The 24,988-nt window shown below is 37.9% G+C and carries 19 protein-coding genes and 2 pseudogenes; 2 read left to right on the forward strand and 19 right to left on the reverse strand.

Annotated features, from left to right (window positions below; all coding sequences use genetic code 11):
• The first annotated feature begins 20 nt into the window (after positions 1-20).
• A complete protein-coding gene (gene cotJC, locus KP78_RS16530; RefSeq protein ID WP_041090506.1) occupies positions 21-590 on the forward strand; it encodes a spore coat protein CotJC in 570 nt (189 codons plus the stop codon).
• Positions 591-826: 236 nt separating this feature from the next.
• Here cotJC and KP78_RS16535 read toward each other — a convergent pair whose 3' ends face one another.
• The 7 genes from KP78_RS16535 to KP78_RS16565 form a co-directional block, all read right to left on the reverse strand.
• The gene (locus tag KP78_RS16535; protein ID WP_041090508.1) at positions 827-1,981 is read right to left on the reverse strand and encodes a M20 family metallopeptidase; all 1,155 of its coding nucleotides are present in this window, start codon (positions 1,979-1,981) and stop codon (positions 827-829) included.
• A 2-nt stretch (positions 1,982-1,983) separates the two neighbouring features.
• On the reverse strand, positions 1,984-3,030 hold the full coding sequence (locus KP78_RS16540; RefSeq protein WP_041090510.1) for an ABC transporter ATP-binding protein: 1,047 nt from the start codon (positions 3,028-3,030) through the stop codon (positions 1,984-1,986).
• Positions 3,011-4,009: an ABC transporter ATP-binding protein gene (locus KP78_RS16545; protein ID WP_041090511.1), complete on the reverse strand. Its 999-nt coding sequence runs from the start codon at positions 4,007-4,009 to the stop codon at positions 3,011-3,013. Before KP78_RS16545 ends, KP78_RS16540 begins: the two co-directional genes overlap by 20 nt.
• Before the next feature lie 47 nt (positions 4,010-4,056).
• The gene (locus KP78_RS16550; protein WP_041090512.1) at positions 4,057-4,977 is read right to left on the reverse strand and encodes an ABC transporter permease; all 921 of its coding nucleotides are present in this window, start codon (positions 4,975-4,977) and stop codon (positions 4,057-4,059) included.
• Positions 4,978-4,995: 18 nt separating this feature from the next.
• A complete protein-coding gene (locus tag KP78_RS16555; protein ID WP_041090514.1) occupies positions 4,996-5,913 on the reverse strand; it encodes an ABC transporter permease in 918 nt (305 codons plus the stop codon).
• 63 nt (positions 5,914-5,976) lie between these two features.
• Positions 5,977-7,539, reverse strand: a complete 1,563-nt coding sequence (locus KP78_RS16560; RefSeq protein ID WP_041090516.1) for an ABC transporter substrate-binding protein — start codon at positions 7,537-7,539, stop codon at positions 5,977-5,979.
• 279 nt (positions 7,540-7,818) lie between these two features.
• Positions 7,819-8,865: a DmpA family aminopeptidase gene (locus KP78_RS16565; protein WP_041090517.1), complete on the reverse strand. Its 1,047-nt coding sequence runs from the start codon at positions 8,863-8,865 to the stop codon at positions 7,819-7,821.
• A 275-nt stretch (positions 8,866-9,140) separates the two neighbouring features.
• Here KP78_RS16565 and KP78_RS16570 point away from each other — a divergent pair, with 275 nt between their 5' ends.
• Positions 9,141-10,223, forward strand: coding sequence for an ATP-binding protein (locus tag KP78_RS16570; RefSeq protein ID WP_052474896.1), 1,083 nt, complete (start codon positions 9,141-9,143; stop codon positions 10,221-10,223).
• A gap of 361 nt (positions 10,224-10,584) precedes the next feature.
• Here the strand turns inward: KP78_RS16570 and KP78_RS16575 are convergent, their stop codons facing one another.
• From KP78_RS16575 to KP78_RS19450, 12 genes and pseudogenes are all read right to left on the reverse strand, one after another.
• Positions 10,585-11,994 carry an NCS1 family transporter gene (locus KP78_RS16575; RefSeq protein ID WP_084220126.1) on the reverse strand — a complete coding sequence of 470 codons (1,410 nt, stop codon included), beginning with the start codon at positions 11,992-11,994 and terminating at the stop codon, positions 10,585-10,587.
• 110 nt (positions 11,995-12,104) lie between these two features.
• Positions 12,105-12,851 (reverse strand): aspartate/glutamate racemase family protein, encoded by a 747-nt coding sequence (locus KP78_RS16580; RefSeq protein ID WP_041090519.1) that lies wholly within the window; start codon positions 12,849-12,851, stop codon positions 12,105-12,107.
• A 162-nt stretch (positions 12,852-13,013) separates the two neighbouring features.
• Positions 13,014-14,432 (reverse strand): NCS1 family nucleobase:cation symporter, encoded by a 1,419-nt coding sequence (ncs1, locus tag KP78_RS16585; RefSeq protein ID WP_052474898.1) that lies wholly within the window; start codon positions 14,430-14,432, stop codon positions 13,014-13,016.
• A gap of 302 nt (positions 14,433-14,734) precedes the next feature.
• Positions 14,735-15,982: a hydantoinase/carbamoylase family amidase gene (locus tag KP78_RS16590; protein WP_041090521.1), complete on the reverse strand. Its 1,248-nt coding sequence runs from the start codon at positions 15,980-15,982 to the stop codon at positions 14,735-14,737.
• Between the two features lie 43 nt (positions 15,983-16,025).
• Positions 16,026-17,813, reverse strand: coding sequence for a hydantoinase B/oxoprolinase family protein (locus tag KP78_RS16595; protein ID WP_041090523.1), 1,788 nt, complete (start codon positions 17,811-17,813; stop codon positions 16,026-16,028).
• A 1-nt stretch (position 17,814) separates the two neighbouring features.
• Positions 17,815-19,887, reverse strand: a complete 2,073-nt coding sequence (locus KP78_RS16600; RefSeq protein ID WP_041090525.1) for a hydantoinase/oxoprolinase family protein — start codon at positions 19,885-19,887, stop codon at positions 17,815-17,817.
• Between the two features lie 189 nt (positions 19,888-20,076).
• A complete protein-coding gene (locus KP78_RS16605; RefSeq protein WP_052474899.1) occupies positions 20,077-21,762 on the reverse strand; it encodes a sigma 54-interacting transcriptional regulator in 1,686 nt (561 codons plus the stop codon).
• Positions 21,763-22,039: 277 nt separating this feature from the next.
• Positions 22,040-22,920: pseudogene (locus KP78_RS16610) on the reverse strand (aminoglycoside phosphotransferase family protein); the annotation flags it as partial.
• Positions 22,921-23,067: 147 nt separating this feature from the next.
• A complete protein-coding gene (locus KP78_RS16615) occupies positions 23,068-23,361 on the reverse strand; it encodes a Dabb family protein (RefSeq protein WP_041090526.1) in 294 nt (97 codons plus the stop codon).
• Between the two features lie 123 nt (positions 23,362-23,484).
• Positions 23,485-23,988 (reverse strand): GNAT family N-acetyltransferase, encoded by a 504-nt coding sequence (locus KP78_RS16620; protein ID WP_041090528.1) that lies wholly within the window; start codon positions 23,986-23,988, stop codon positions 23,485-23,487.
• A gap of 207 nt (positions 23,989-24,195) precedes the next feature.
• Positions 24,196-24,351: a hypothetical protein gene (locus KP78_RS20830; RefSeq protein WP_235420967.1), complete on the reverse strand. Its 156-nt coding sequence runs from the start codon at positions 24,349-24,351 to the stop codon at positions 24,196-24,198.
• A gap of 73 nt (positions 24,352-24,424) precedes the next feature.
• A pseudogene (locus KP78_RS19450) lies at positions 24,425-24,962 on the reverse strand (LD-carboxypeptidase); the annotation flags it as partial.
• Between the last annotated feature and the right edge of the window lie 26 nt (positions 24,963-24,988).

Below are 24,988 nucleotides of genomic sequence, written 5' to 3' on the forward strand. Positions count from 1 at the left end.
AATAATGAGGTGAAAGCTAAATGTGGTCATACGAAAAAAAATTGCAATATCCTGTAAAAGTAAGTACCTGTAATCCTACACTGGCAAGATACTTAATGGAGCAATATGGAGGAGCAGATGGAGAATTGGCGGCAGCTCTTCGCTATCTGAACCAGCGCTACACAATCCCTGATAAAGTAATCGGTTTGTTAACAGACATCGGAACGGAAGAATTTGCTCACCTTGAAATGATTGCAACAATGATTTATAAATTAACAAAAGACGCAACACCACAGCAATTGCGAGATGCTGGACTTGGAGACCATTATGTAAGTCATGATAGCGCATTATTTTATAATAATGCATCTGGTGTTCCATTTACTGCTGCATATATTCAGGCAAAGGGCGATCCAATTGCCGATCTATATGAAGATATCGCAGCAGAAGAAAAAGCACGTGCAACCTATCAATGGATTATTGATATTTCAGATGATCCAGATTTAAATGATTCTTTGCGTTTCTTAAGAGAAAGAGAAATTGTGCATTCACAACGTTTTAGAGAAGCTGTGGAAATGCTCAAAGAAGATCGCGATCAAAAGAAGGTTTTTTAAGTTAGTTCTTACTATTTATTCTCCATATAAATAAAAAAATAAGCCCTTGTACATGTGTAAATCATTGCACAGGAGCTTATTTTATTTCTAGATTGCTGGTACGTACAGTCTTAGCATTACCAAACTATTCTCTTTTATTGAATAAATCATTAAAACACTTCTGTCATAGCGTGAGAGGTAAATGGTTCATGATCACTTCTGACGAGCATGTAATCAGTAGTGATGTGGATGAAAAACTATTTATTCTCTTTATTATACTCTCTAGATAAACGCTGAATAATTTTTGCAAGCATATGGGTTCTCTCTGTTAACGTATCAAGCTCCAAATATTCATTTTCGCTATGAGGATCCCCGCCAACTGGTCCAAGTCCATCGATCGTTGCTACTCCTGCAGCCGAGGTATAAGAAGCATCAGAGCCTCCTCCAGTGAAGGTATCTTTCACTTCCACTCCAACCTCTTTTCCAACTTTCTTTATGATGGCTAGAAGTTCTTTTGTTTGTTCATTCTTTTCCATCGGAAGCCTGGTAATCTCACCGCTTACTTCAACCTTTGTTCCAGGTACATCCGTGTGAGAGCAAATCTCTTCAATTTCTTTTCTTACCTGGTCCGCTTGTTTTGCTTTAGATATCCGAATATCCACCTCTGCAACTGCATGCGGTGAAATCGTATTAACGGACGAGCCTCCTTCAATGATCCCAACATTGACTGTGATCCCGCTCTCATGATCATTCAACTCATGCAATTGAATAATTTTGTGGGCAAGCTCTTCAATGGCACTTCTTCCTTTTTCAGGTTCAATTCCAGAATGGGCTGCAATTCCTTCTACTGTCAGCGTAAAACGTCCTCCTCCTTTTCGAGCGGACACGAGCGATCCATCCTTGCGCGCTGGCTCCATTATAAGAGCATATTCCTTCCCCTTGGCGTGTTTCTCAATTAGAGACCGCGATGTAATGGAACCGATCTCTTCATCTCCATTCAAGATGATTTGAACGTTTTGATAGGATTTATCATTTTTTTCTTTTAAAGCTTTGATGGCATAAAGCAGTTCAACCTGACTCCCCTTCATATCCACAACACCAGGGCCGTAAGCTCGATTTCCATCAATATGAAAAGGTCTTTCATCTGCTGTGCCTTTAGGAAAGACAGTATCCATATGAGCAACGAGAATAATCTTCGGATTAACGGCCTCTTTATGTTGGATAATTAAGTGATTTCCATATTCTTCTTGCTTGTCAACTACAATTTCAAAACCCAATTCTTTATATTTCTCACTTAAGATTGTACCGATTCGGTCAACCCCTTTTTTAATATAAGTACCACTATCAATATTCACGATCTTTTCCAATAGGCTAATCATTTCTTCATTCTTCTGTTTTATATAACGTTCCATTTTTATCTCCTTTCTGCCAAAACTGGCTTTTCAGCAATAATACCTTTTCCATTATTTAATGGATAATGACAAGCAACAAAATGCCCCTCTTCTTTTTCCTCAAATATGGGTGTTTCTTTTTTACATGTTTCATCTGCATACGCACAGCGCGTATGGAAACGGCATCCTGACGGAGGGTTTGTTGGACTTGGGATATCCCCTTTTACGATTATTTTCCCATCAGGATTTCTAAGCGTAGGATCAGGAATTGGAATGGCCGCGACTAGCCCTTCCGTGTAGGGATGCATTGGCTTTTGAAACAATTTTTCCTTCGTGGTGAGTTCAACAATCTTGCCTAAATACATGACTGCGATTCGATCACTAATATACTTAACCGCAGGTAAACCATGGGCAATAAAGATAAAGGTAAGATCAAATTCTTTCTGAAGCTTCGCCATCAGGTTCAAAATTTGAGATTGAATGGAAACATCCAGTGCTGAAACAGGCTCATCACATATAATTAATTTAGGTTTTAATGCAATAGCTCTTGCAATACCAATTCGCTGGCGTTGTCCACCGCTGAATTCATGCGGGTATCTTTTAGAATAGGAGCGATCGAGCCCAACTGCATCCATTAAATCAAAGACTTGCTCCTTTAGTTGTTTTCCTTTTGCCGCTCCATGCGTTACAAGCGGTTCGGCAATGATATCAAATACTCTCATTCGGGGGTTTAATGAAGAAAAAGGATCTTGAAAGATCATTTGAATATTCTCTCTCTTTTTTCTTAATTCTTCTCCTTTTATCTTTGTCAAATCTGTCCCTTCAAAAAGTATTTCTCCCTCTGTCGCATCAAGCAGCCTCATAATGAGATTTCCAGTCGTTGATTTCCCACATCCCGACTCACCGACTATGCCAAGTGTCTCTCCGTGTTTTACGTGTAAATCAATTCCATCCACTGCTTTTAATAGAACTTTTTTTCGAGAAAACCATCCTTCAGAAAGATCAAAATGCTTTTTGAGATTTCTCACTTCCAACAAATAAGGTGTTTCTTTATGATTTAACGAGGTCATGAAGATTCACCTCCTTTTCTTCATGCAGCCAGCATCTGACTTTGTGGTTGTCGTTCAGCTCCATTAACTCCGGCTGCTCTGATACACATTTGTCCATCGCAAACTGACATCTAGGATGAAACCTGCATCCTTTAGGCATTGAAAGCGGGTTTGGAACCGTCCCTTCAATAGAGACTAATTCTTCATCCAGCATATGTACTTTTGGCGTGCTATCCATTAATCCCTTCGTATAAGGATGCTTTGGCTCTCTGAATAGGGTGTATACATCCGTATGTTCAACTATTTGTCCAGCATACATCACCATAACCGTATCAACCATCTCTGCCACAACACCAAGATCATGTGTTATAAGAAGAATAGAGGTTTCTAACTCTTCATTTAAATCTTTCATCAGTTCTAAAATTTGCGCTTGTATCGTGACATCCAATGCCGTCGTCGGTTCGTCTGCGATCAGCAATTTTGGATTACATGACAAAGCCATCGCAATCATAACACGCTGTCTCATACCTCCGCTAAGAGAATGGGGGTAGGAAGAAAAAATTTTATCTGGACGCGGTATACCAACCTTCTCTAACATTTCAATACTTTTTTGTTTGGCAACTTTACTTGTTACCTTTTGATGAAGTTTAATCGATTCAGAAATCTGGTTTCCTACAGTAAATAATGGGTTAAGGGAAGTTAAAGGCTCCTGAAAAATCATGGCAATCTCATTCCCTCGAAGCTTTCTCATCTCTTTTTTCGACAATTTCGTAAGATCTTTGCCTTCAAATGCTAGTTTCCCATCTTCAATTCTCCCAGGTGATCCAACCAGTCCCATAATCGAAAGAGAAGTAACACTTTTTCCGGAACCTGACTCCCCAACAATGGCGATCTTTTCCCCTTTTTTAATATCAAATGATACACCGTCAACGGAAGGAACAACACCGCTTCCTGTATGAAAATGCGTTTTTAAATCCATCACTTCAAGTAATTTTGTCATTTCAAACCTCCGTTCCTTCATTCTCCTCCACTGATTTAGATAAAAAATCACGATCTCCCCTGCGAATGAGGATCAAGGACATCACGCAGCCAGTCACCCAGAAAAATAATCCCAAGAACCGTAATCGTAATCGTTACTCCAGGAAATGTTGCGAGCCACCAGCTTGTAGCTAAGTAATCCCTTCCATCACTTAAAATACCACCCCATGAGACTGTCGGAGGCTGTATACCCAACCCAAGAAAGCTTAATGAAGCCTCTAGTATAATGGTTGTAGCAACACTTAATGTCGAGATCACAATAAAAGAAGAAATTACATTAGGCAGCAAGTGCCTCAAGATAATTTTATTGTTTTTCACCCCTATTGATCTTGCTGCTTTAACAAACTCTCTTTCTTTAATAGAAAGTACCTCTCCCCGCACAAGTCGAGCATAACTCACCCAGTTGGTTACACCAAGCACAACAATTAGGGTTATAACACTTGGACCAAAAATAGTTAGAATAACAAGTGCAAATAAAATATTTGGTATAGCTAAAAATGAATCTACCAGTCTCATCAGTATATTATCAATAATTCCTCCGTAAAATCCGGAGATCAATCCGATAAACACTCCGATGATTCCTGCTAGAATAACTGAAGTAACACCAACCATTAACGACACCTGTGAACCGTAGATAATCCTGCTTAAAATATCTCTTCCCAAGTTATCCGTCCCCAAAAGGTGAGCAGCTGTACCACCGTCCATCCAAAAAGGAGGAAGCAGCATATTAGCCGGATTAATTGCTGCCGGATCATGCGGTGCTATCCACTTTGCCGTTAATGAAACCAATACGATTAAAAAAACAATTAAAAAACCGACTGTTCCCGTTTTACTTTTTAACAGTAAGCGAGCCCATTTAAGAAAAGGTTTTGCCTCTTTGTTTATTATTTCTCCATTTTCCGCAGCCACATTTACTTGCGCACTAGACATCTCATGACCTCCTTCTCATTAGTTGTATTTAATTCGTGGATCCAGTAGCCGATACAGTAAATCCGCGAATAAATTCATCAAAATGACGAGAATCGCGATGACAAACACACAAGCTTGAACGACTGCCATGTCTCGAGTATTTACAGCTTGAATCAGAAGCTGTCCAAGCCCAGGCCACGAAAACACAGTCTCTGTAATCAACGCTCCACCGACTACTGTAGAAGTCTGCAATGCCGTGATCGTCACAACCGGAATTAATGAATTTCGAAAGGCATGCTTATATACAACAAAAAAATCATGGATCCCCTTACTTTTTGCGGTTCGCACGTAATCTTGGTTTAAAATATCAATCATGCTCGATCGGATAAGCCGTGTCATTTCTGCAGCGATTCCGGTCCCAAGAGTAATGGCGGGCAAAACTAAATGCAGCATTGTCCCTCGACCGGATACCGGAAACCATCCCAAAGTGACGGAAAATAACAGAATCAGCATGATCCCCAGCCAAAAATTCGGCATTGCTTTTCCGATAACGGCACCGCCTGTTGCCAGCAAGTCAAGACTTGAATTGCGTTTAGTTGCAGACCAAATACCTAAAGGAATCGAAATGACAATTGCCACAAGCATGGCCGCTACTGCAAGCTCAATCGTTGCAGGGAGCCTATCAAGCACTATAGGCAAGGCACTTTGATTAAATCGGAAGGATTCTCCAAAATCACCTTGCAATAAGTTCACAACATAGGAGCCATATTGAACAAGAAACGGACGGTCAAGACCAAGCGCTTCTCTTAAATTTTCAACATCCTCGAAGCTTGCATCCTCTGGAAGCATTAAGGCAACTGGATCTCCTGCAACAAAAACAAGTGAAAAGATAATAAACGAGATAATTAACAGGACAGGGATCGTTTGCAGCACTCTGCGAATGAAGTATTTGACCATAGTTCCACTCCTTATAACAATGACTAGGAAGAAAAATCCTCCCTAGTCATCACTAAACGCTATTTATTTTTTTGTAATAGAAGGTGCATATAACATTTCATCCATTGTTGGAACGAAATTAATACGATCACTAACACCATGGTTAATGGTTTCTTGATGCAACATGATGAATGGAAGATCTTCCGCTGCTATTTCTTGGATTTCTTGAATTTGCTGCTCTCTCTCCGCACTATCCATATTTTGTGCAGAAGCTGCTAATAACTCTTCAATTCGATCATTCTTATAATCTGTTTCTCCTGCAAAACGCTCAGCACGATACCAATCGACAGAATAAGCACCATCAAACATAGAGTTACCTAATCCTAATAGATAAGCATCTTTATTTTCTTTTGCAGCTCTCATTTCTACGAAGTTACTCCACTCCATAAATTCGATATTCACTGTAATGCCGATTTGTGATAACATGCCTGCTATCATTTCAGTTACCTCGACATCTTGAAGATATCTTCCTCTTGGTGAATGGAGCGTCATTTCAAATCCGTCTTCATACCCTGCTTCTGCCATTAATTCTTTTGCTTTTTCAAGGTCGTATACATAGGAATCATACAGTTCTTCGTTCGCACCAAAGTTACCAGGAGCGACCATGGTTTGTGTCGGGATTCCTGCACCTTGTAAAACATTTTCTGTTATAGCTGCGTTATCGATCGCTAAGTTCATTGCTTGTCTAACACGTACATCAGAAGTAGGATATCCTTCTGTTGAACGAAGAACGAGAAGGATATTACGGTTTGATGTTTCACGAACCATGGAGGTTGAATCCCCAGAATCAACGCGCTCCCAATCTGCTGGCGGAACATTCACCGCAATATCAACTCCGCCAGTCAAAAGTTCAGATACGCGTGTAGAATTTTCAGGAATGATACGAAACACAACTTCATCCCATTCTTCTACCTTTCCTAGATAATAGTCTTCAAATGGAGTAAACACGATACGATCATCCGTTACCCACTCTTCAAACTGGTAAGGACCTGTTCCGATGGGATTTGAAAGGAAATAATCCCAGCCATTCTCCTCAATATAATTTTTAGGAAGCATTCCTGAACCAAGGCGAGAAAGTCTTGGAAGTAAAGAAGGCTCTGGAGAATGCGTAATAATTCGCACTGTATGTTCATCTACAACTTGTACTTCTTTAATCTGGTTATAGTTCGGGTATTCACGGAGCGTGTCATCTTTCGCTACTCTCTCAAGCGTGAATTTTACATCCTCAGCAGTAAAGTCATCACCATTGTGAAATTTAACCCCTTCTACGAGTTTTACTTCTAAGGTAAGATCATCAATTTGCTCATAGCTCTCAGCTAGCTCAGGTTGAATTTCCTGATTTGAATCTTTCTTAAATAGATAGTTGAACATGTTGTCGTGAACTGCTTCCGTTGACGTATTGTTGTGGTTATGAATGTCAAAACCAACAATATCTGTCCCCAAAGCAATTGTAAGCGTGCCCCCGGAAGCTTCTGTCTCCTCAGAACTATCCGTCGTAGTACCCGTGTCACTGTCACTGCTGCAAGCAGCAAGCAGCAAAGCAAATAGTACGACGATTGACCCTAAAAACTTGTTCGCCTTCTTCAAGTAAACTCCCCTTTTCTTTATGTATTTTTCTATAAAAAGCCAAAACGGCTATTTATATTATAAATATACAATATTCTTATTAATTTGAATACTTAGTAATTATTACACTCACTGACATTACATTTCAATATATTTTATAAATATTTGAAAAAAAATTTTAAATCACGTTTTATGCTTCAATCAACATCGTGCAAAAATCAATCATTATCGTTAACATAATCAAAAAAATAAAAAAAGACAGATTCTCTATTTGAAAGAGAATTTGCCTTACTATCTATGCTATCGTATATCATGCATAAAGTCTTTTAATGAATAAAGGGTATTTCCATTTCTCCCTGTGGTTGTCTCTGCTGTAATTAGTGAATTTAAGATGGCTTCCTCTGTCGTTTCGGCAGCAGCAATAAATGCTTGGTCAATATCCTCTTCGTGAATAGCATAAGATGGAACTAACTGATTGGGATTATCATGACTAATTTTATTAGCAGTTGAAAAGCCGATAAAAATATCTCCGCTCCCGTTTCCAATATAGGAGCCCGTCCTGCTGAGCCCGACACTTGCTCTTTTTATGATTCGCTTGAGCTGACGGGAGGTGACGGGTAAATCTGTCGCAATCACAATAATAATGGAGCCTTTATCACCCTCAGCCTGATTGTACAGAAGCTTCTCCTGAATTTTTTCTCCGGCTCTTTTACCGTCTAGTAGAAAGTTATGTATTTCTCCAAAATTTGAAAGCACAAGTGCTCCAAGCATATATGTACCATGCGGATATTGAAGTATTCTTGATGAGGAGCCAATTCCCCCTTTTAACCCAAAAGACTTCATTCCGGTTCCAGCTCCCACAGCTCCTTCTAAAAATTCTCTGTCACTCGTTTTTAATGCTTCATATACATGCTCTTTTTTTACAGCCTGCGCACGAATATTATTTAAGAACATATCATTGCATTCTCCTACGATAGGATTTACAGTTCCGGTCGTATTCCCAATCTCTTCGTTTTGTTCGATCATATAAGTCAGCAAGCTGTTTGTGCATTCTCCGATGCTTAAAGTATTCGTTAATAGAATTGGCGTTTCAATTGTTCCAAGCTCTTCAATCTGTATCGTCCCTACGGTTTTTCCAAAGCCGTTCATGACATATGCTGCACCAATCACCTTTTCCTTAAAGAGATTTCGATCATGTGGATGAATAGCTGTTACGCCTGTTTTTAGATCCCCATCATCGATTGTAGCGTGTCCCACCGAAACCCCCATTACATCAGTAATTTTATTTAGTACGCCCGTCTTTAGCTTGCCAATCTCGACCCCATAATCCCTTATTCTTTTTTGCATAAAATGTACCTCCAATGCCGCATTCTATTAATTATTTTAATATTATACAAAATTAGTCATTTTATAAGATCTTTATGCAGGGATTTCCCTGAATCACGTCGAATAACATCCTTGTCAAGGAATTGCTGATTATCATTAATTGATCAAATACCATTAACTTATCTTATAAATATCTTCACCTTAATTATTATAATTATCCATAATCTCATCTTCTATTTACTGTCGCTATAACTGTATTTTCAACTTTAGAGAATGATTAGCAAGGAGCGGATAAAGTGAAAAGTAAAAACTACAATGGATTCTACAAAACAATCATTGAAGATGAAACAATCTATCGACAAATCATTGAATATTCTGTGGAAACAATCGTGATACATGCTGGTCACAAGGTTTTATATATAAATGAATCCGGAGCAAAATTTTTAAGAGGGACAAAAGAAGCACTTTTAGGTGCGAATGTGCTCGATATATTTCTAGAGGACTCGCAGCCAATGATCATTGAACGAATTCATAAAGGAATGACAGGAACCGAACCAGCCGAGCTAGTTGAACAAACTATACGCCGATTAGATGGAACACTTGTTGATGTGGAGCTATATTGCCATCCCGTTATTTTTGGTGATCAAAAAGCGATTCAATCCATATTTCGAGATATTACAAAACGCAAACAATCCGAGAGGCGTTTGAATGATAAAGAAAAATTAGCTTCAATTGGACAAATAGCAGCGGGTATTGCTCATGAGGTGAAAAACCCTCTAACATCGGTAAAGGGTTTTCTTCAATTATTAAAAGAGACGCAATCACATCCCTATTTAGATACAATGGAAGCCGAATTGAATAAAGCGCTCGATACATTACAAAACTTACTGCAAGTAGCAAAGCCCGACTTACTTGAGGAACCAATCGTTCCAATTGATTTTTGTAAGGAATTAACCTCCTTAATGCTCTTATTCCAGGAAAGACTTTATAATGTGGAAGTAGAATTGCTTTTAACAGACTCAAATATGATCATTCTTGGAAAGAAAAATTTATTTCTAAAGGCGTTTTTCAATCTCTTAAAAAATGCTCTTGAAGCGATGAATAATAATGGGATCATTCGAGTTGAGCATTACTATGAAGATAACATGATTCATATAAAAGTGAGTGACACGGGTATAGGAATTCCAAAAAATAAGATCAAAATGCTGGGGACACCTTTCTTTTCCAGTAAAAGTGATGGAACTGGTATGGGACTGACCCAAGTATTTACCACGATTGAGGATCATGGGGGAATGATTAGAGTCCATAGTGAAGTTGGAAAAGGTACAACCTTTCATGTTCAGCTGCCTATAAATGTCGAACAAAAGGTTACCGATTAATTGAAAATCGCAGGCCTTTTATGTTTGAAATTAGGGTGGATTGTAAATTCAGCAATTCACTCATACTATTCAACTTTTGTAGAAAAACTATTTTTTAAAAGATAGATTTAAAGCTAAAATAAGGTATTAATTCTCAAATTTTATCGATATACCCTGAAAAAATGACTTGTTCCTAAAATGGTCAGTACAATAATTAAATACAACTGTAAAAAGTCTGAAATATGTATTGGCATAGTTTTCTTTTTTAAAACTTGTATAATTTAATTCAATATCCATTAATCTCAGGAATCTTCCTGCTGATAAAAAATCCCCACTTTATAAGCAGGGATTTATATTTCCATACAACTTAACTATCTATTTTTTAACCAAGCTTCACTCGATTTTGCTCTTCACTAACCCGATTTTTAAATGTTGGAATATAAGTACAGCCAGCCCAATAAAGAAAAGTACTGATCGGCAAACTAACCATCCAAGAAATTGGCAAGAAGATGACGCCTATAATTCCTCCAATAAAAAGAGAGCCTAATCCTAGCCAACTATATTTTACCGTATTTTCGTACATAGCATCGATATTAACCTTTTGTCTGCGAACAAAATAATAATCAGAAATTAAAATACCTAAGAGCGGTCCTAGAAAGGCTGAATAAAAGGCTATGAAGGTAGAAAAAGATGAACTTGTGATGAGCAGCCAAGGAAAAGTAACTATACTTAATATCCCTACAATAATAACTGAATGGCCCCACTTTAAATTAAAGATTTCCATTAATACAAGTGCAGGCGGTTCGATGTTAATAGTTAAGTTACTTGTAAATTGTGCAACCACAATGAATATCATCATAGCCACAGCAACAGCCGGATTTGGGATAACGGATACGAGGGCTTGAACAGGGTCCCAAATTCCAGTAGCAGCTGCTGACAATACTCCAATTGCAAGCATGATGATAAACATAGGAACGATTCCAACAATATGCCCTACCCAGTTGTGTTTTGCGTCATTTTTTAAGTAACGGCTTAAGTCTCCGTTGTTGATGGCAGCTGTAATTAAAATACCTACGGAAGCTGTAATCGCTGCAAAGAACGGCATACCCCAGTCCGGAGCAGTATTCCAGCTTGTGGCCATATTTATGTTACCTACACTGATAAGCTGATAAACAATATAGCCTAAAAACCCAAGAACGACCACTGACAAAAGTGAATCAAACCATTTAATGCTTTTTATTCCAAAGTATCCAATAATCGTTTGCAGTACTTGGAATAGGATGAAATACAACCATATATTGCTATATCCCCAGATCGTTTGTGTCACATAATTTATGGCACTTGCTCCTATCCAGGAACCAATCCCGTACCAGAAAATAGCTGGAATGACTCTGATTAACGAAACAATTCTTGCACCATGATACCCAAATGGCAAACGAGCTTGAACAATGAATGGTATTCCATGTACCATTCCTGGCTTTGAATTCACAACAAAGAAAATACCAATAATAAATGCTGATATAATGGTTACTAGAGCTGCTTGAATTATATTTAAATTTCCAACAGGAGGCAGGAATGACTGCCCAATCATAAATAGTTGGATAACAACCATTGAAGATATCCAAAGAGTGATGTACGTTGTCATTCCAAAAATACGGTTTTGATTTGGTACAGGCCTTAAAGAATCACGTCTTGAATTTTTATTTAGTTCTGTTGTGTCATAACCCATTTTTAGCACCCTCTCACTCATGATTAATATAATTTCTAAATTTTCAGTCTTTGTTATAAACAATAGAAGTGCCGCCCAAAAATTGATTGGGTTACACTTCTACCCAAAAAGCTTGTTTTAACCATATTGCTTTTCTTTCTCTAAATCTCTTCTTGTGTGTATTCGTTAGAGATCTACTTAACTGCTGCTTGATCTCCAAATGTATCCAAAAGACCGGTATACTCTTTTTTCTCCGGGTATTTATAAGTTTTAAGTTTGCTAGTTTTCTTTCCTAAATCCACAATAGATTCAGCAAATTTCACTCCGGCTACCACACCATCAATAACAGGAACTCCCAGCTTCTCTTCTAACTTGTCTGCAAAGTCTGCCATGCCAGCACATCCCAGCAAGATAGCCTCTGCATTATCTTCAGAAACAGCTTTTTCTCCTTCTTCTTCCAACATTTTCATTCCTCTTTCAGGATCTTTTTCAAAATCAAGAACTGATAATGGTGTAGTTCTGATGTTTACTACTCGTCTGCTCATTCCATATGAATCAACAAGCTCCTCCAGCATTGTTTTAATTCTTGGCAAAACCGTTACAACGGAAAATCTTGCGGCAAGCATTGAAGCTAAATAAAGAGACGCTTCCGCAATACCCACAACTGGTTTATCCGTTACTTCTCTTGCAGCCTGCAGCCCCGGATCACCATAACATGCAATGACGTAAGCATCTACCCCTTCTTTTTCTCCCTTTATGATCTCTTCAATAACACCTGGTATACTTAGATATTCATCATAATAGGATTCTATTGAAATCGGCCCCATTTTTGGGCTTACTGCAAGGATTTGAGTATCTGGCCTTGCTGCGGATTTAGCTGCATGCTCAATACCCTCTGTCATTTCCAACGTCGTATTCGGATTAATTACTTTAATTTTCATAAAAAATTCCTCCTCAGATTTGTCAATTCTTTTGGTAAATTAACTTTTAAGCAGGCTTTCAAATTCGAACTCTAATAATTTCTACGAAACGAACTTTGTTAGACTGTGCTTTCAAGAGAGATCCTATTACAGTTGCCAAATCTTCTATTGTTTCTTAATAAATCAAACTTCCTTTTTAATTTGTTGATTTTCAATTACAAAATCTTTATTTGTAATTTCTGGCTGATTATATATTTTGCAAATCCAATATTTCATCAGTACGTAATACAGTACCATTGAAATTATTAACGCTGAAAAAAAGCCATAGTCTGGGGACAGAAACACAGATAACCCAGCAGGAATATACGCAATAACAGCAGCAGGATTTATATTATGCCAGTATTTGTATTGACCATCCACTTTATATAGTTCTTCTATATTTAGTCTGCGCTTTCTAAGTAAATAGTAATCTGAGAACATAATACCGACTATTGGTGCTAATGTTGCTGTAATAAACATTAAAATTTCCGGGATATATTCAGCGTAATTCCATGGTTGTATGAGTAGTCCAATAACTCCTGCCGTAATTGAACCAGCCACAAATGTAATTTTACGCGGAAAAAGATTGACTATTATATATCCCGGAGGAAGAAGGTTTGCACTTATGTTTGTAGACCATTGAGCTAAGATAACAAAGGCTAGGCAAATAAATAAAAGTAATGGATTATCCTCTCCCATTGTTTGAACTAGGACATCAATAGGATTCCAGTTCCCTGTTGCTACTCCACTTGTTAGCCCAATGACCGTAAATAGTAGCATCGACCCTACTAAGCCTACTGTATGTCCTAAAAAGCTCCCTTTGTTCATTTTCCACCAATTGGTTTCATTTTTATCGTTGTTAATTTTTAAAAACCGGGTAAAATCAGGAGCATTTAACGCCATTGTAATATAAGTACCCATCATGACTACAATCGCGTATCCCATAGAGATGCCGCCTTCTCCTCCCCTAGAAAAAATATCATTAATACTTAACTCGTATTGCTGCATTATAAACACCTGCATGATCAAACCAATTATTAAAATACTGGGAGCTGCCAACCATCCAAAATTTGTTATGGCTTTTATCCCCATTGCCGTATTAATAATTTGTAAGGCCCCGAATAAAATGATTAATAATGTTAGGTTCGAATAGCCGATTAGCATTTCCATAATGACATCTAAGGCATATGCACCCATCCAGGTTTGGAAACCAAACCAAAATATCGCTGGAATCGCACGAATCACAGCAGGTATATGTGCACCTAAGTATCCAAAGCAGGCTCTAATGACAACTGCGTAAGGGATACCGTATTTAATCCCTATATCGCCTAACATAGTCAAAAGAAGAGCTACAATTAAATTCCCCAGGAAACAGGCAATAACGATCTGTAATGGCGATAGAGCAGGATAAAGCTGAGCCGCTGCAATAAAAGTTACTAGCTGGACCGCTATGCCTATCCACAAAACTAAAAAGCCTAATGTAGAAACTTTTCTATCATTCTCTGATGTAGGCATGATATCTTTCCCGGTCAAACTAATACCTTTACCTGTATCCTTATTCAAATGCATTACCTCCTAATATTTAAGTCTATCCAAAATTTCATTAAAATCATCTTACAATCTCTATTTTTTTCTTTGCGGCTGTATTTAATTCGATTCCCAATAGATAAATGATACTGTGATGATAATCCAGGAAGAATATTAATACTTAGAGATTTTTCTAGATGAGAGATAAAATTTTTTCATGTACATGTGATAGCATGAAGACCCTGGAGGTAATGGCCCATATGGATTTTATCTATTATTTAATATTAGTGTTCACCTCTTTTCACTTTCAAATTATTTTTAGTGAATCAACAAAAGATCTATAAATACTTTAAAACTGTTTTATACAACACTTTAGTGCCAAGTAGGATATCAGCTATTTCTGCCCATTCTTTTGGCTGATGACTTATTCCATCCCGGCATCGAACAAATACCATTCCTATATCTGTTATCTTCGCTAATAGCATCGCATCATGCCCTGCTCCGCTGACCATTACCGGAGCCGCTATTCCTATACTAGAAGCGGCTTCCCGCAAACTATCAACTAAATTTTCCGAACATTTTACAGGTTTTTCGTCTACAAATCTTTCAATCTCATACTCAAGTCCTCTCGATTTACAAACATGTTTAATTTTTTCTTCTATTTTTTGAATTACGTTGTTCCTTCTCACTAATTCAATGTCCCTAATATCAAGTGTAAACTCAACAGATTCAGGAATAATATTATTTCCTCCGGGGAAAACAGCCATTTTTCCAATTGTTCCTACTGTAGGAGCGTTGGGATCTGCCATACATAGGCTTTCAACTTCAATTACTACTTCTGCAGTTCCTATGAGTGGATCCCTGCGTAAATTCATTGGCACAGTTCCTGCATGGCCCGCTTCACCTTTCAATCTTACTTTTAGCCATGATGGACCAGCGATGCCGCTTACAATTCCTACCGGATAGTCATTAGCATCTAAATATGGCCCTTGTTCAATATGCATTTCCAAATACATCTTAATATCACCAGCCTTACGGACAGACTGCTCAATAAGGTCAGGATCAATGCCAAATCCAAAAGATTTTAACGCATCATATCGAGAGATGCCATCCTCATCTTTTAAACCTAAGTGTTCACGTTTAATTTTACCGACCATACCTCTGCTTCCAAAGAGACCATCTGAAAATCGGGAACCTTCTTCTTCACAAAATGCGACCACTTCAATAGGATGATCATGCGAGATATCGGCATCATATATGGATTGTACTATTTCCAGTCCTCCGATAACTCCGATGATCCCGTCAAATCGGCCGCCATTACGAACAGAGTCAATATGGGATCCAATCATTACAGATGGTAAAGAGGGGGATTTCCCCTCCTTCCGTCCGATTAAATTCCCAAAGTGATCATGTGAAACAATCATTCCCGCTTCTTTCATCCATTCTATTACAAGCACCTGCGCGTCTTTATCTTCCTCACTTAAAGCTACTCGCTGAACCCCTGTATCATTAACTTTCCCAATTTTAGCAAGGCGCATAATACGGTTATACATTCTTTCACTATTGATCTGACAAATTGTCTGCATCCAATCATCCTTTGTATTAATACATTCAAAACTAGTAATAAAATTATTTAGCCATAAGCACTCGTTGATTATTTGTTTTTACATGATCAACCATATTTAAATCCGTTATTATTACTCCATAGTCATCAAAAGCTTTTTCTTTATTAATATATCCATCAAGCACATCCGATAATACTTGCTCTGGATCTCTTTCAAGAGGATTCCCATATCCGCCGCCACAAGGTCCAACCAATTGAAGTGAATCCCCTGTTTTAGTTGGCCGATTTGGTAATTTAGAAGGAAGCTTATGTCCTTCTTTATTCTTGCCATCACGAATTGTAAGACTTCCAACTGAACCTTCATTTCCGCCATCAAATCCCCAAGGCTTGAATTTATGTCCGTCTCCCTCTACAGAGACACTTGCGTCTGACAGGAATGAGATTTCACGGATAGAACCAATTCCTCCGCGCCATTTACCTGCGGCCGCTTCATTATCTCTTAATTCATATCGGTTCACTCTGAGCGGATAATGGGATTCAATGTCTTCAATTGGGTTATTTCTCGTATTCGCATAGAGAGTATCAACTGTATCCATTCCATCTTTTCCGCTGCGACCGCCATAACTCCCTTCCATAATATCCATGTATACCCAATAGTCATTTCCCTTTTTACCACTAAAAGCAACGACTTGAAGGTTTCCAACTCCTGCACTGATTTGATGAGGCACTACCTGACCTAAGGCCTTCATTAACGTGTCTGCAATAATGTTCCCTGAACAAAAACGAGCAATGGTTGGAGCGGGAAAAATCGGATTGCAAATTGCTCCTTCAGGCGAAATGATTGAGATTGGACGCACCAATCCAGAATTTTGCGGGAAATTACCATACTCGGTTGAATCCAAAAGTATCGAACGCAGTGTTAAATAAATCGCGATGTCAACCGTTCCGATTAAGGGCATATTTATTGGTTTATCTGGAATTTGTGGCGATGATCCAGTTAAATCAACAGTGATATCACTATCTTGAACCTTTACAGTAACGACAATTTTTATATCTTTATGTGTACTGTCATCACTATCCAGGTAGCCATCCAAATAGCCTTCCGCCACATACTCACCATCCGGAAGCTGTTTAATGGCATTTCTCATCATCGTTTCCGAGTACCTCATTAATTCATCAGTAGCGGCTTGAATCGTTTCTAACCCATATTTTTCTACAATTTCCACATAGCGATTAGAACCAATTTTTGCTGCTGCAATCTGCGCCTCCATATCCCCGACAACCATATCCGCTGCTCTAATATTGTCACGCAGCATATCCCAGATATATTTGTTCTTAACACCTTTTTCATAAACTTTAATTGCTTTAAATTGAAGACCTTCTGCGTAAGCATCAACTGCATCGACAATTCCACAGCTTCCTGGTGTTGAAGCACCAATATCGAGGTGGTGTGCGGTTGTTACTGAAAAACCGATGAGTGAATCTTCATGAAAGACCGGTACACAAAAACCAACATCTGGTCCATGGGAGGCTCCATGGTATGGAGAATTATGCATAATGATATCTCCTGGAAAGAAGGTATCTCCCCGCTCTTCCATAATTTCTCGAATTCCTTTTACATAACCCGGAATCGGTCCAGATTGAAGGGGGGTACTGTGCGATGACTCACAAAGCTGCTGACCATTAATATCAACCAATGCACAACCAAAATCTTCCGACTCACGGATAATACTGGAGTAGGACATTCTAGCCAGCTTATGTCCCATTTCAATTGCCACATTTTCTAATGCACCTAGAATAACTTGAACGGTAATCGGATCTGCTTTTATTACATCAGTATTTGTGTTCGTCATCCTACACACCAACCTTTATAATCATATTTCCATACTTTTCGATATGCGCAGTACAGTTAGGCGGAATCACTGTTGTCGTATCCTTTTGGAGAACGATTGCAGGTCCTTTAAACTCTACACCCACAGGGATTTTGTCTCTTTTATAGAATTTTGTCGGTACATTTTGAAGTTCCCCATCGAGATTAAAAATACTTTCTCCCGTCTTCACTAATGCATCCTCGAGACTATACGCAGGCTCATTCGCTTGTTTTTCAATTTTTGGCATTACACCAATGCCCGTAACCCGAATGTTTACGATCTCGATCGGTCTTTCCTCAAAGTGGTGCCCATACTCATTTTTGTGATTTTCATGGAATTCATCAAAGGTTTTTTGAAGCTTTTCATTATTTAATACACCGGAGGATAAATCGACTCGAAGCTCGTACCCTTGTCCTGCATAACGGCAATCTGCACTCCGATGGATTTGAATAAGCTCATCAGAAATCCCATCCTCTTTTAACTGAGCAATTAATTTTTCTTCAAGAGTAGAAAAGTCTTCATTTAGCTTATCAAATTTTAGATTTGTACTCATTAGAAATGCTGTTTTGATCACATCGTATTTTAAATCTGTTGTTAATAAGCCTGTAGCGGAATTGATGCCTGGGTATTTAGGAACAAGAACCTCTGGAATATTGAGAATTTGTGCCACTTCAACAGCATGCAACGGACCTGCTCCACCAAATGCCACTAATGAAAACTCCCGTGGATCTTCTCCTTTTTGAATCGTTTTTTCACGAATGGCGTTGGCCATATTGTTATTCATAATTTGCAGAACACCTTCAGCTGTCTTTTCTCTGCTCAAATTTAATTCTTCTGCTAATTCATCAATTACTTTATATCCTGCATTTGGATAGATCTTCATTTCTCCACCAAGAAAATTGTTTTCATCAATTCTGCCCAGTACAATATTGGCATCACTAACTGTTGGTTTTTGCCCTCCATGTCCATAACATGCAGGTCCCGGACGTGAGCCGGCACTTCTAGGCCCAACCTTAAATGCTCCACCTTTATCAATATGAGCAATACTTCCGCCGCCTGCACCGATTGTATGAATATCAATCATCGGCACCATGACTGGATAACCGGCTATAGATGTATCTCGTGCAGAGGATTCTGTATATCCATCGTTTGTTATTATCGCGATATCTGCACTTGTACCTCCTACATCAAAGGTAATGAGTTTTTTGCGATCCGATAATCCCCCTGCCCATGCACCGCCAAGCACACCTGCAGCTGGTCCGGATAACAGGGTATTGATAGGTTTTTCTGATACCGTCTTTGGAGTTGCCACTCCCCCGTTTGACAGCATGATATGTAGTTCAGCGGAAATGCCCGTGTCTTTTAATCGTTTTTCAAGATTATTAATATAATATTTCACTTTTGGTCCCACAAATCCGTTGATCGAAGCTGTGGTAAACCGTTCAAACTCACGAAATTGAGGCGATACTCCTGAAGAAGTCGTTACAAATGCTTCTGGATATTCTTCTTCAATAATTTCCTTCACTCGTTCCTCGTGACCCGGATTAATATAGGAGAATAAGAAGTTGACAATAATGGATTCAACCTTGTTTTCTTTTAACGTTGCAACTGCCTTTCTTACTTCTCCTTCATCAAGCGGTGTAATGATTTCGTCCTTGGCCGGCCCCATTCTTTCCGTCACAGCAAGACGATTTCTGCGCTGCACTAAAGGACGATCCTGCCATGGAATTTCTTGCATGATCGAGTAATTTTCCGGACGCTGATGCCGTCCGATATGAATGATATCTCGGTATCCTTTCGTCGTTAACATCCCGGTTTTCGCGCCATCATACTCCAAAATGGCGTTGGTCGCTATCGTTGTCCCATGAAATACGTGATCAATTTCTGATTTATTGATATTATAACGTTCACATAATTCCAATATCCCTCTAACAACACCATCTGAAGGGTCTTCAAGTGATGTAGGCACTTTATGGATCTCAGTTATACCACTCTCTGTATCACTTAAAATTACATCTGTAAAAGTTCCGCCAACATCTATTCCGAATAGTTTCATAAAAATACCTCCTCTTTTGCTATACCTTTTATTATGCAAGAAGCGTGCCAACTTTAATCGCTAATAAAAATGGGAAAAATCAGATAAATAAAATAATAGACTTGCATTATTGCAAGTCTATAAAAACGCTTTCAATTAAACAAACGATTATTCTATATATTCTGAAAACTAATTGCAGAATTGCAATACCTATTGCATTTTTGCAAAGTCAATTTCATATTTCTTAATTTTCCTGCTGATAGTAGATAAATCAACACCTAGCTTTTCACTTACTTCTTTCATAGTTTTAGATTCTTTAAGTGTTTGCAAGATGATCTTCTTCTCAAAATGATTCATTGCATCCTTTAAATTTAACGTTGTAGGGGCTTCTGTATTTCTTATCATTTTTTCTGGAAGATGTTTTATTTGTATTTGTTCATTCGGTACGGTAAGAATAAGACGCTCAATTGTATTTTGAAGCTCCCGCACATTGCCTTTCCACTCATGATCCATAAACAGTTGAACCACGTCTTTATCTATACTTTTAGCTGTCTTATATTTTTCATTATAAAAATCGACAAAGTGTTCAACTAAAAATGGGATATCTTGTTTTCTTTCGGCTAATGGCGGTATGGTAATGGGTATCACAAACAAACGGTAATAGAGATCCTCTCGAAAGGTTCCTTCCCTTACCATTTCCTCCAGATCTCGATTAGTAGCCGTTATAAAACGAACATCTACTTTAACTGGTGTTGTATTGCCAAGTGGTGTAAATTCCTTTTCTTGCAGAACCTGAAGCAGTTTAGCCTGTAGATTAAGAGGCAGCTCTCCTATCTCATCCAGAAATAACATGCCTTTGTTCGCTGCAACGACCAGGCCTTTCTTCCCTTCTTTACTTCCACCGGTAAAAGTGCCCTTTGAGTAACCAAAAAACTCTGATTCCATTAGGCTCTCAGGAATTGCTCCACAGTTCACTTTAATAAACGGGGCATTTTTCCTTGAGCTTAGCTGATGAATAGTTCTCGCCAGCACTTCTTTTCCTACACCTGTTTCACCTTGAATAAAAATTGTCGCATCGAAATCTGCAACCCTGTTTACTAGATCATATACCTTTTCCATTGCCTTGGATTTTACAACAATGTCCTTTGCTTTCTTTTGTACTTTATTAAGCTCCTGCTGATAATAGCGAAGTGTATTTTTCACTTCCTCCAGCTTATTTTTTAAATCATCAACCTCTGTTACATCCTTCGATATATTCACTACTTTGCTTAATGTTCCGTCTTCATTAAAGATCGGGTGGCCATCAACAAGTAATTTCCTTCCTGATTGCGTCACTTGTTCAAGCCGGATAGGCTGCTTTGTATCAATTACTTTTCTAGTCGAAGAAAAGTTGATAACACCTTTTTTTTCTAATTGAAATGCTGATTTCCCGACAAATTCATGTTCTTTTAATCCCATGATACGTTCACAATTACTGCTTACTCTTAATATCAATCCATCAGATTCTGTAATGGTAACCAGTTCTCCTGTTAAATTCATAATAGATTCTATTTCTTTCTTTAAATTCGACATAGCAGGGGATTTAACAATAAAACTTTGCAGAAAATCATTCGGAAACTTAATAATAATTCCTAGTTTACTTAGTTTAATTGGAAATTCTATTAAATTAGCATATTGAGAATTACCATATGTCGTAATGTCTGCATTTCCTTCTTTTATTACTTTAATAATGTTGCTTTTAGGAATGATGTGCTGGATCATTTTTTCTTTGATTTGTTTCGCAGAAAGGTTTAGCATCTTTTCAAAATAGTCATTAGTATATAGTATCCTGCCCTTATAATTTACGAGGAGAATACCAAAAGAAAGAGACTGTTCGTAAATGTTCTTTTCAATCAATGCTAAAAACTCCTTCTATAAAAAATTTACCGGTTTTCGTGATTCCACTTATAGGAAAATTAATAGTGGCCTGATGAAATGATTATGATCTGCTATACCAATTCCCCCATCATATCATCGCTCCTTTTCCAAGTTCATATGAAAAGATCATCTCCAAATCATTTCTGCTTAAATCATAGTTCTACACATGAGTTTCCATAAAAATTCTTTTTTTACTATATTGGTCCATCTCTTTTTTAACCACAGACCATTTTTTCACCTCATATAATCCGAAACCAGGTTTTTCTAGCTCAAAATTCTTGTGATCTTCCAGAACAACATGCAAGCGTTCCATCATTTCATCTGCAACACTGATGCCTGCTTTTATTGACCAAACAATGGAAAAAAATAAAGTCATTGCCACATAAATCGCATAAAGCCTCCAAAAATCTTCCGGGATTTTTTGATTGAAATACCCAATTATTTGTCCAATCGAAAAAGGAATACTGATCTCTCTTCTAAACAGAGCGATCTTAACAATATCATGATTTGGATCCCCCCAATCATAACCATTAAAATCAATGACTCCATTATATCGCTTATCCTTCACGATGATATTTTCCAGGTGGAAATCATCGTGCTGCAATTGATTTGGACGATTTTTTATAATCCCTAAATTTCCATCGATAAATTGAAAAATTTTATCATTACTGCTAATTTTCACTTCGCAGGTTTGGTATGCTTTTACATATTGTTCGTGTTTTTTTAGTGCTCGCTCATACCAGGGTTTAATTATTTTTGGTGCCTGGTACAAATGCATTCTGGCATGATCTTTTCCTGCTTCTAGCCCAATCATATATTGTACCTCTTTTGTCCATTCCGGCATTAGCGTTTTTGCATCTTCTCCTTCAATAAAAGAAAAAATACTATAACATAGAGCCAATTCCTTTACCGCCCCAATTTCCATTGGCTACGGAGAGCGAACTTTACACTTTTGCATTTCTTGGAGTATTTGAAACTCCATTTTCTTTCTTTCATGCTCCGCAGCAGAACCTTTTCGTTATTGTTTAAAAATACAATATACTTTCTATCACTTGAAAATCATTTGGTAATTTCTATTATGCGAGTCGCAGACGTTAAAGAGTATATTCGATTTTGAAGCAATTCTAAATAATCCATAAATCTTTCCTCTCATGTACATTTTGAAGACATTTTCTTTTATCAATTGAAAATTCATTCACAACCGTAACGACTGTATTTCTGGAACTCTAATTTAATAATTTATTAAAAAAAGCCCAACAATACGGTTAGGCTCATGACGAAAATTTATAATTCTATGTCTACTCCAATGCTGTCCACACGTCCAACTTCTCTAATAAAAGCAGCGACCGCTTGATGCTCTTCATTCGCAACATATGCGTCAAGTGCAGCCTGATCTTCAAATCGAACGGTTAGTACAATTTGATACTCTTTACTTTTTTCTGCTACGTTTAGACCAGCTTGAAGATCCACAATTCCTGTAAGATGGTTTTTCAACGCCTTGAATCGATCAACTACTTCCTGCAGTTGTTCTTGTGTTGTGCTTTCTGAAAACTTAACTAGTACGGTGCGATTAATCATATGTATTCCTCTTCTCTCTATATTTTTCATCCCCATTGTTCATCGTAACGAATATCGATAGAGAGAGCAATAGATTAATCTCCTGCGCTTATTATCTTTTTCCCGGCCATGTACAATCAATGCCTATTTATTTTTTATCGAATAAATATAATGGTTTTTCTTAAAAATAAAAACTTCTTTTTCTTTTGTAAAACCATTTTTCTCTGCAACACGAACTGAGGCAGCATTGTGGGGATCAATAATGCTGATCAATTTTTTTAAGCTCCATTCATTAAAGCCAAATTGCATACAAGCGCTGACTGTTTCAGATCCGAACCCCTGCGACCAATAGTCTCTATTAATGTGATAGCCGACTTCAACTTCTTGAGTATCATCTATTACCTGTTTAATAAGACCGCAGTCACCAATTAGCTCACCTTTTTCCTTTAAACAAACAGCCCAGAGCCCAAACCCATTTTTCTTATATCTGTCTTGATTTCTTTTAATCCACTCTTTCGTTTGCTCGAAGTTCAAGGGGGCTGGGTAAAACTTCATCGTTTCTTCGTCAGAAAAGACAGGATGAAGTGAACGAGCATCCTCTTCATTGAATTCTCTTAAAATAAGCCTTTCCGTGCTAAGAATTTTCATGTTACACAGCTCCTTTCACACTCAAACTAAGCTTTCGTGAAAAAAGGCTCCTTAGGCAACCCTTCATTAAATAAATTGTATTTTCACTGCACACCCGTTAGCTCAATAAGACTTAAAAAAGAATTCCTGGAGCAGCCTTATATAATACAATTAGTTTTTCCTGTTCAAACATCGCTTTTTCAATCATTTTATTCCTTGAAGAAAAAACTACAGGGGCCCCTGTTCGAACAAATATTTTGTCCAGCTTACTTCCTCTAGTTGTTCTTCGTACGTTTTGTAATTAATTATACGCACAAAAAAATCATTTACATGATCACTGAACCGAAACATTTCATTTGTAATTTGCTCGACTTTGTTTATCATAACTGGATAAATTTTGTTTATTGCTTCTTTAATAATAACCTCAACTTAATCCTTTATTGACAAGCCTCCACCGTGGCGAAGGATTGTTATGCTGCCACTCCTTCTGATAGCCGGAGGATGAATGTTGAAGAATCGATTTGCCAGCTTTAGCGGATAAGATATGCTCCCACATCCACGTCGTATTATCTTAATATTTCCCTCGTAAATCGATAAGATTCGTTCCATGAGCAGTCGCAATACCGGTTTTTTAGCGTAATAGCTAATAACAAAAGACTTATATCAGAGTATCCTAAAACCTATTTGTTTTTTAGATTTTCAAAATCAACATATTCAAGCATTTCTATTAAGATCTCTCCACCCCAAGGAGGAACAATGAGTTCAATTTGATCGTCCTGCATCATGATATTAAACTCTTCTGCACGTTTTTTTGCAGGTGCTGATTTTGCTTTATACTACGTCCAAACTGTCTCACCGCAATCAACGAGGTATCCTTTTTCTTCCATACGATCACAGGTTTGCTTTAACAGATCATGCAATTTTGTTGATATTCCCGATGAAGGTGCCGTAACACCGATTAATGCTCCTTTTTGTAAAAATGGATAGTTAACCATAAGAATCACTCCAGACTTATGTTTTC

The sequence above is a fragment of the Jeotgalibacillus soli genome, from assembly GCF_000829435.1.
Lineage (GTDB): Bacteria > Bacillota > Bacilli > Bacillales > Jeotgalibacillaceae > Jeotgalibacillus > Jeotgalibacillus soli.

Coding starts and splice junctions, on each gene's coding strand:
- cotJC (WP_041090506.1), top strand. CDS start 21: ATGTGGTCATACGAAAAAAAATTGCAATATCCTGTAAAAGTAAGTACC.
- KP78_RS16535 (WP_041090508.1), bottom strand. CDS start 1,981: ATGGAACGTTATATAAAACAGAAGAATGAAGAAATGATTAGCCTATTG.
- KP78_RS16540 (WP_041090510.1), bottom strand. CDS start 3,030: ATGACCTCGTTAAATCATAAAGAAACACCTTATTTGTTGGAAGTGAGA.
- KP78_RS16545 (WP_041090511.1), bottom strand. CDS start 4,009: ATGACAAAATTACTTGAAGTGATGGATTTAAAAACGCATTTTCATACA.
- KP78_RS16550 (WP_041090512.1), bottom strand. CDS start 4,977: ATGTCTAGTGCGCAAGTAAATGTGGCTGCGGAAAATGGAGAAATAATA.
- KP78_RS16555 (WP_041090514.1), bottom strand. CDS start 5,913: ATGGTCAAATACTTCATTCGCAGAGTGCTGCAAACGATCCCTGTCCTG.
- KP78_RS16565 (WP_041090517.1), bottom strand. CDS start 8,865: ATGCAAAAAAGAATAAGGGATTATGGGGTCGAGATTGGCAAGCTAAAG.
- KP78_RS16580 (WP_041090519.1), bottom strand. CDS start 12,851: ATGAAAATTAAAGTAATTAATCCGAATACGACGTTGGAAATGACAGAG.
- KP78_RS16590 (WP_041090521.1), bottom strand. CDS start 15,982: ATGCAGACAATTTGTCAGATCAATAGTGAAAGAATGTATAACCGTATT.
- KP78_RS16595 (WP_041090523.1), bottom strand. CDS start 17,813: ATGACGAACACAAATACTGATGTAATAAAAGCAGATCCGATTACCGTT.
- KP78_RS16600 (WP_041090525.1), bottom strand. CDS start 19,887: ATGAAACTATTCGGAATAGATGTTGGCGGAACTTTTACAGATGTAATT.
- KP78_RS16615 (WP_041090526.1), bottom strand. CDS start 23,361: ATGATTAATCGCACCGTACTAGTTAAGTTTTCAGAAAGCACAACACAA.
- KP78_RS16620 (WP_041090528.1), bottom strand. CDS start 23,988: ATGAAAATTCTTAGCACGGAAAGGCTTATTTTAAGAGAATTCAATGAA.
- KP78_RS20830 (WP_235420967.1), bottom strand. CDS start 24,351: ATGATAAACAAAGTCGAGCAAATTACAAATGAAATGTTTCGGTTCAGT.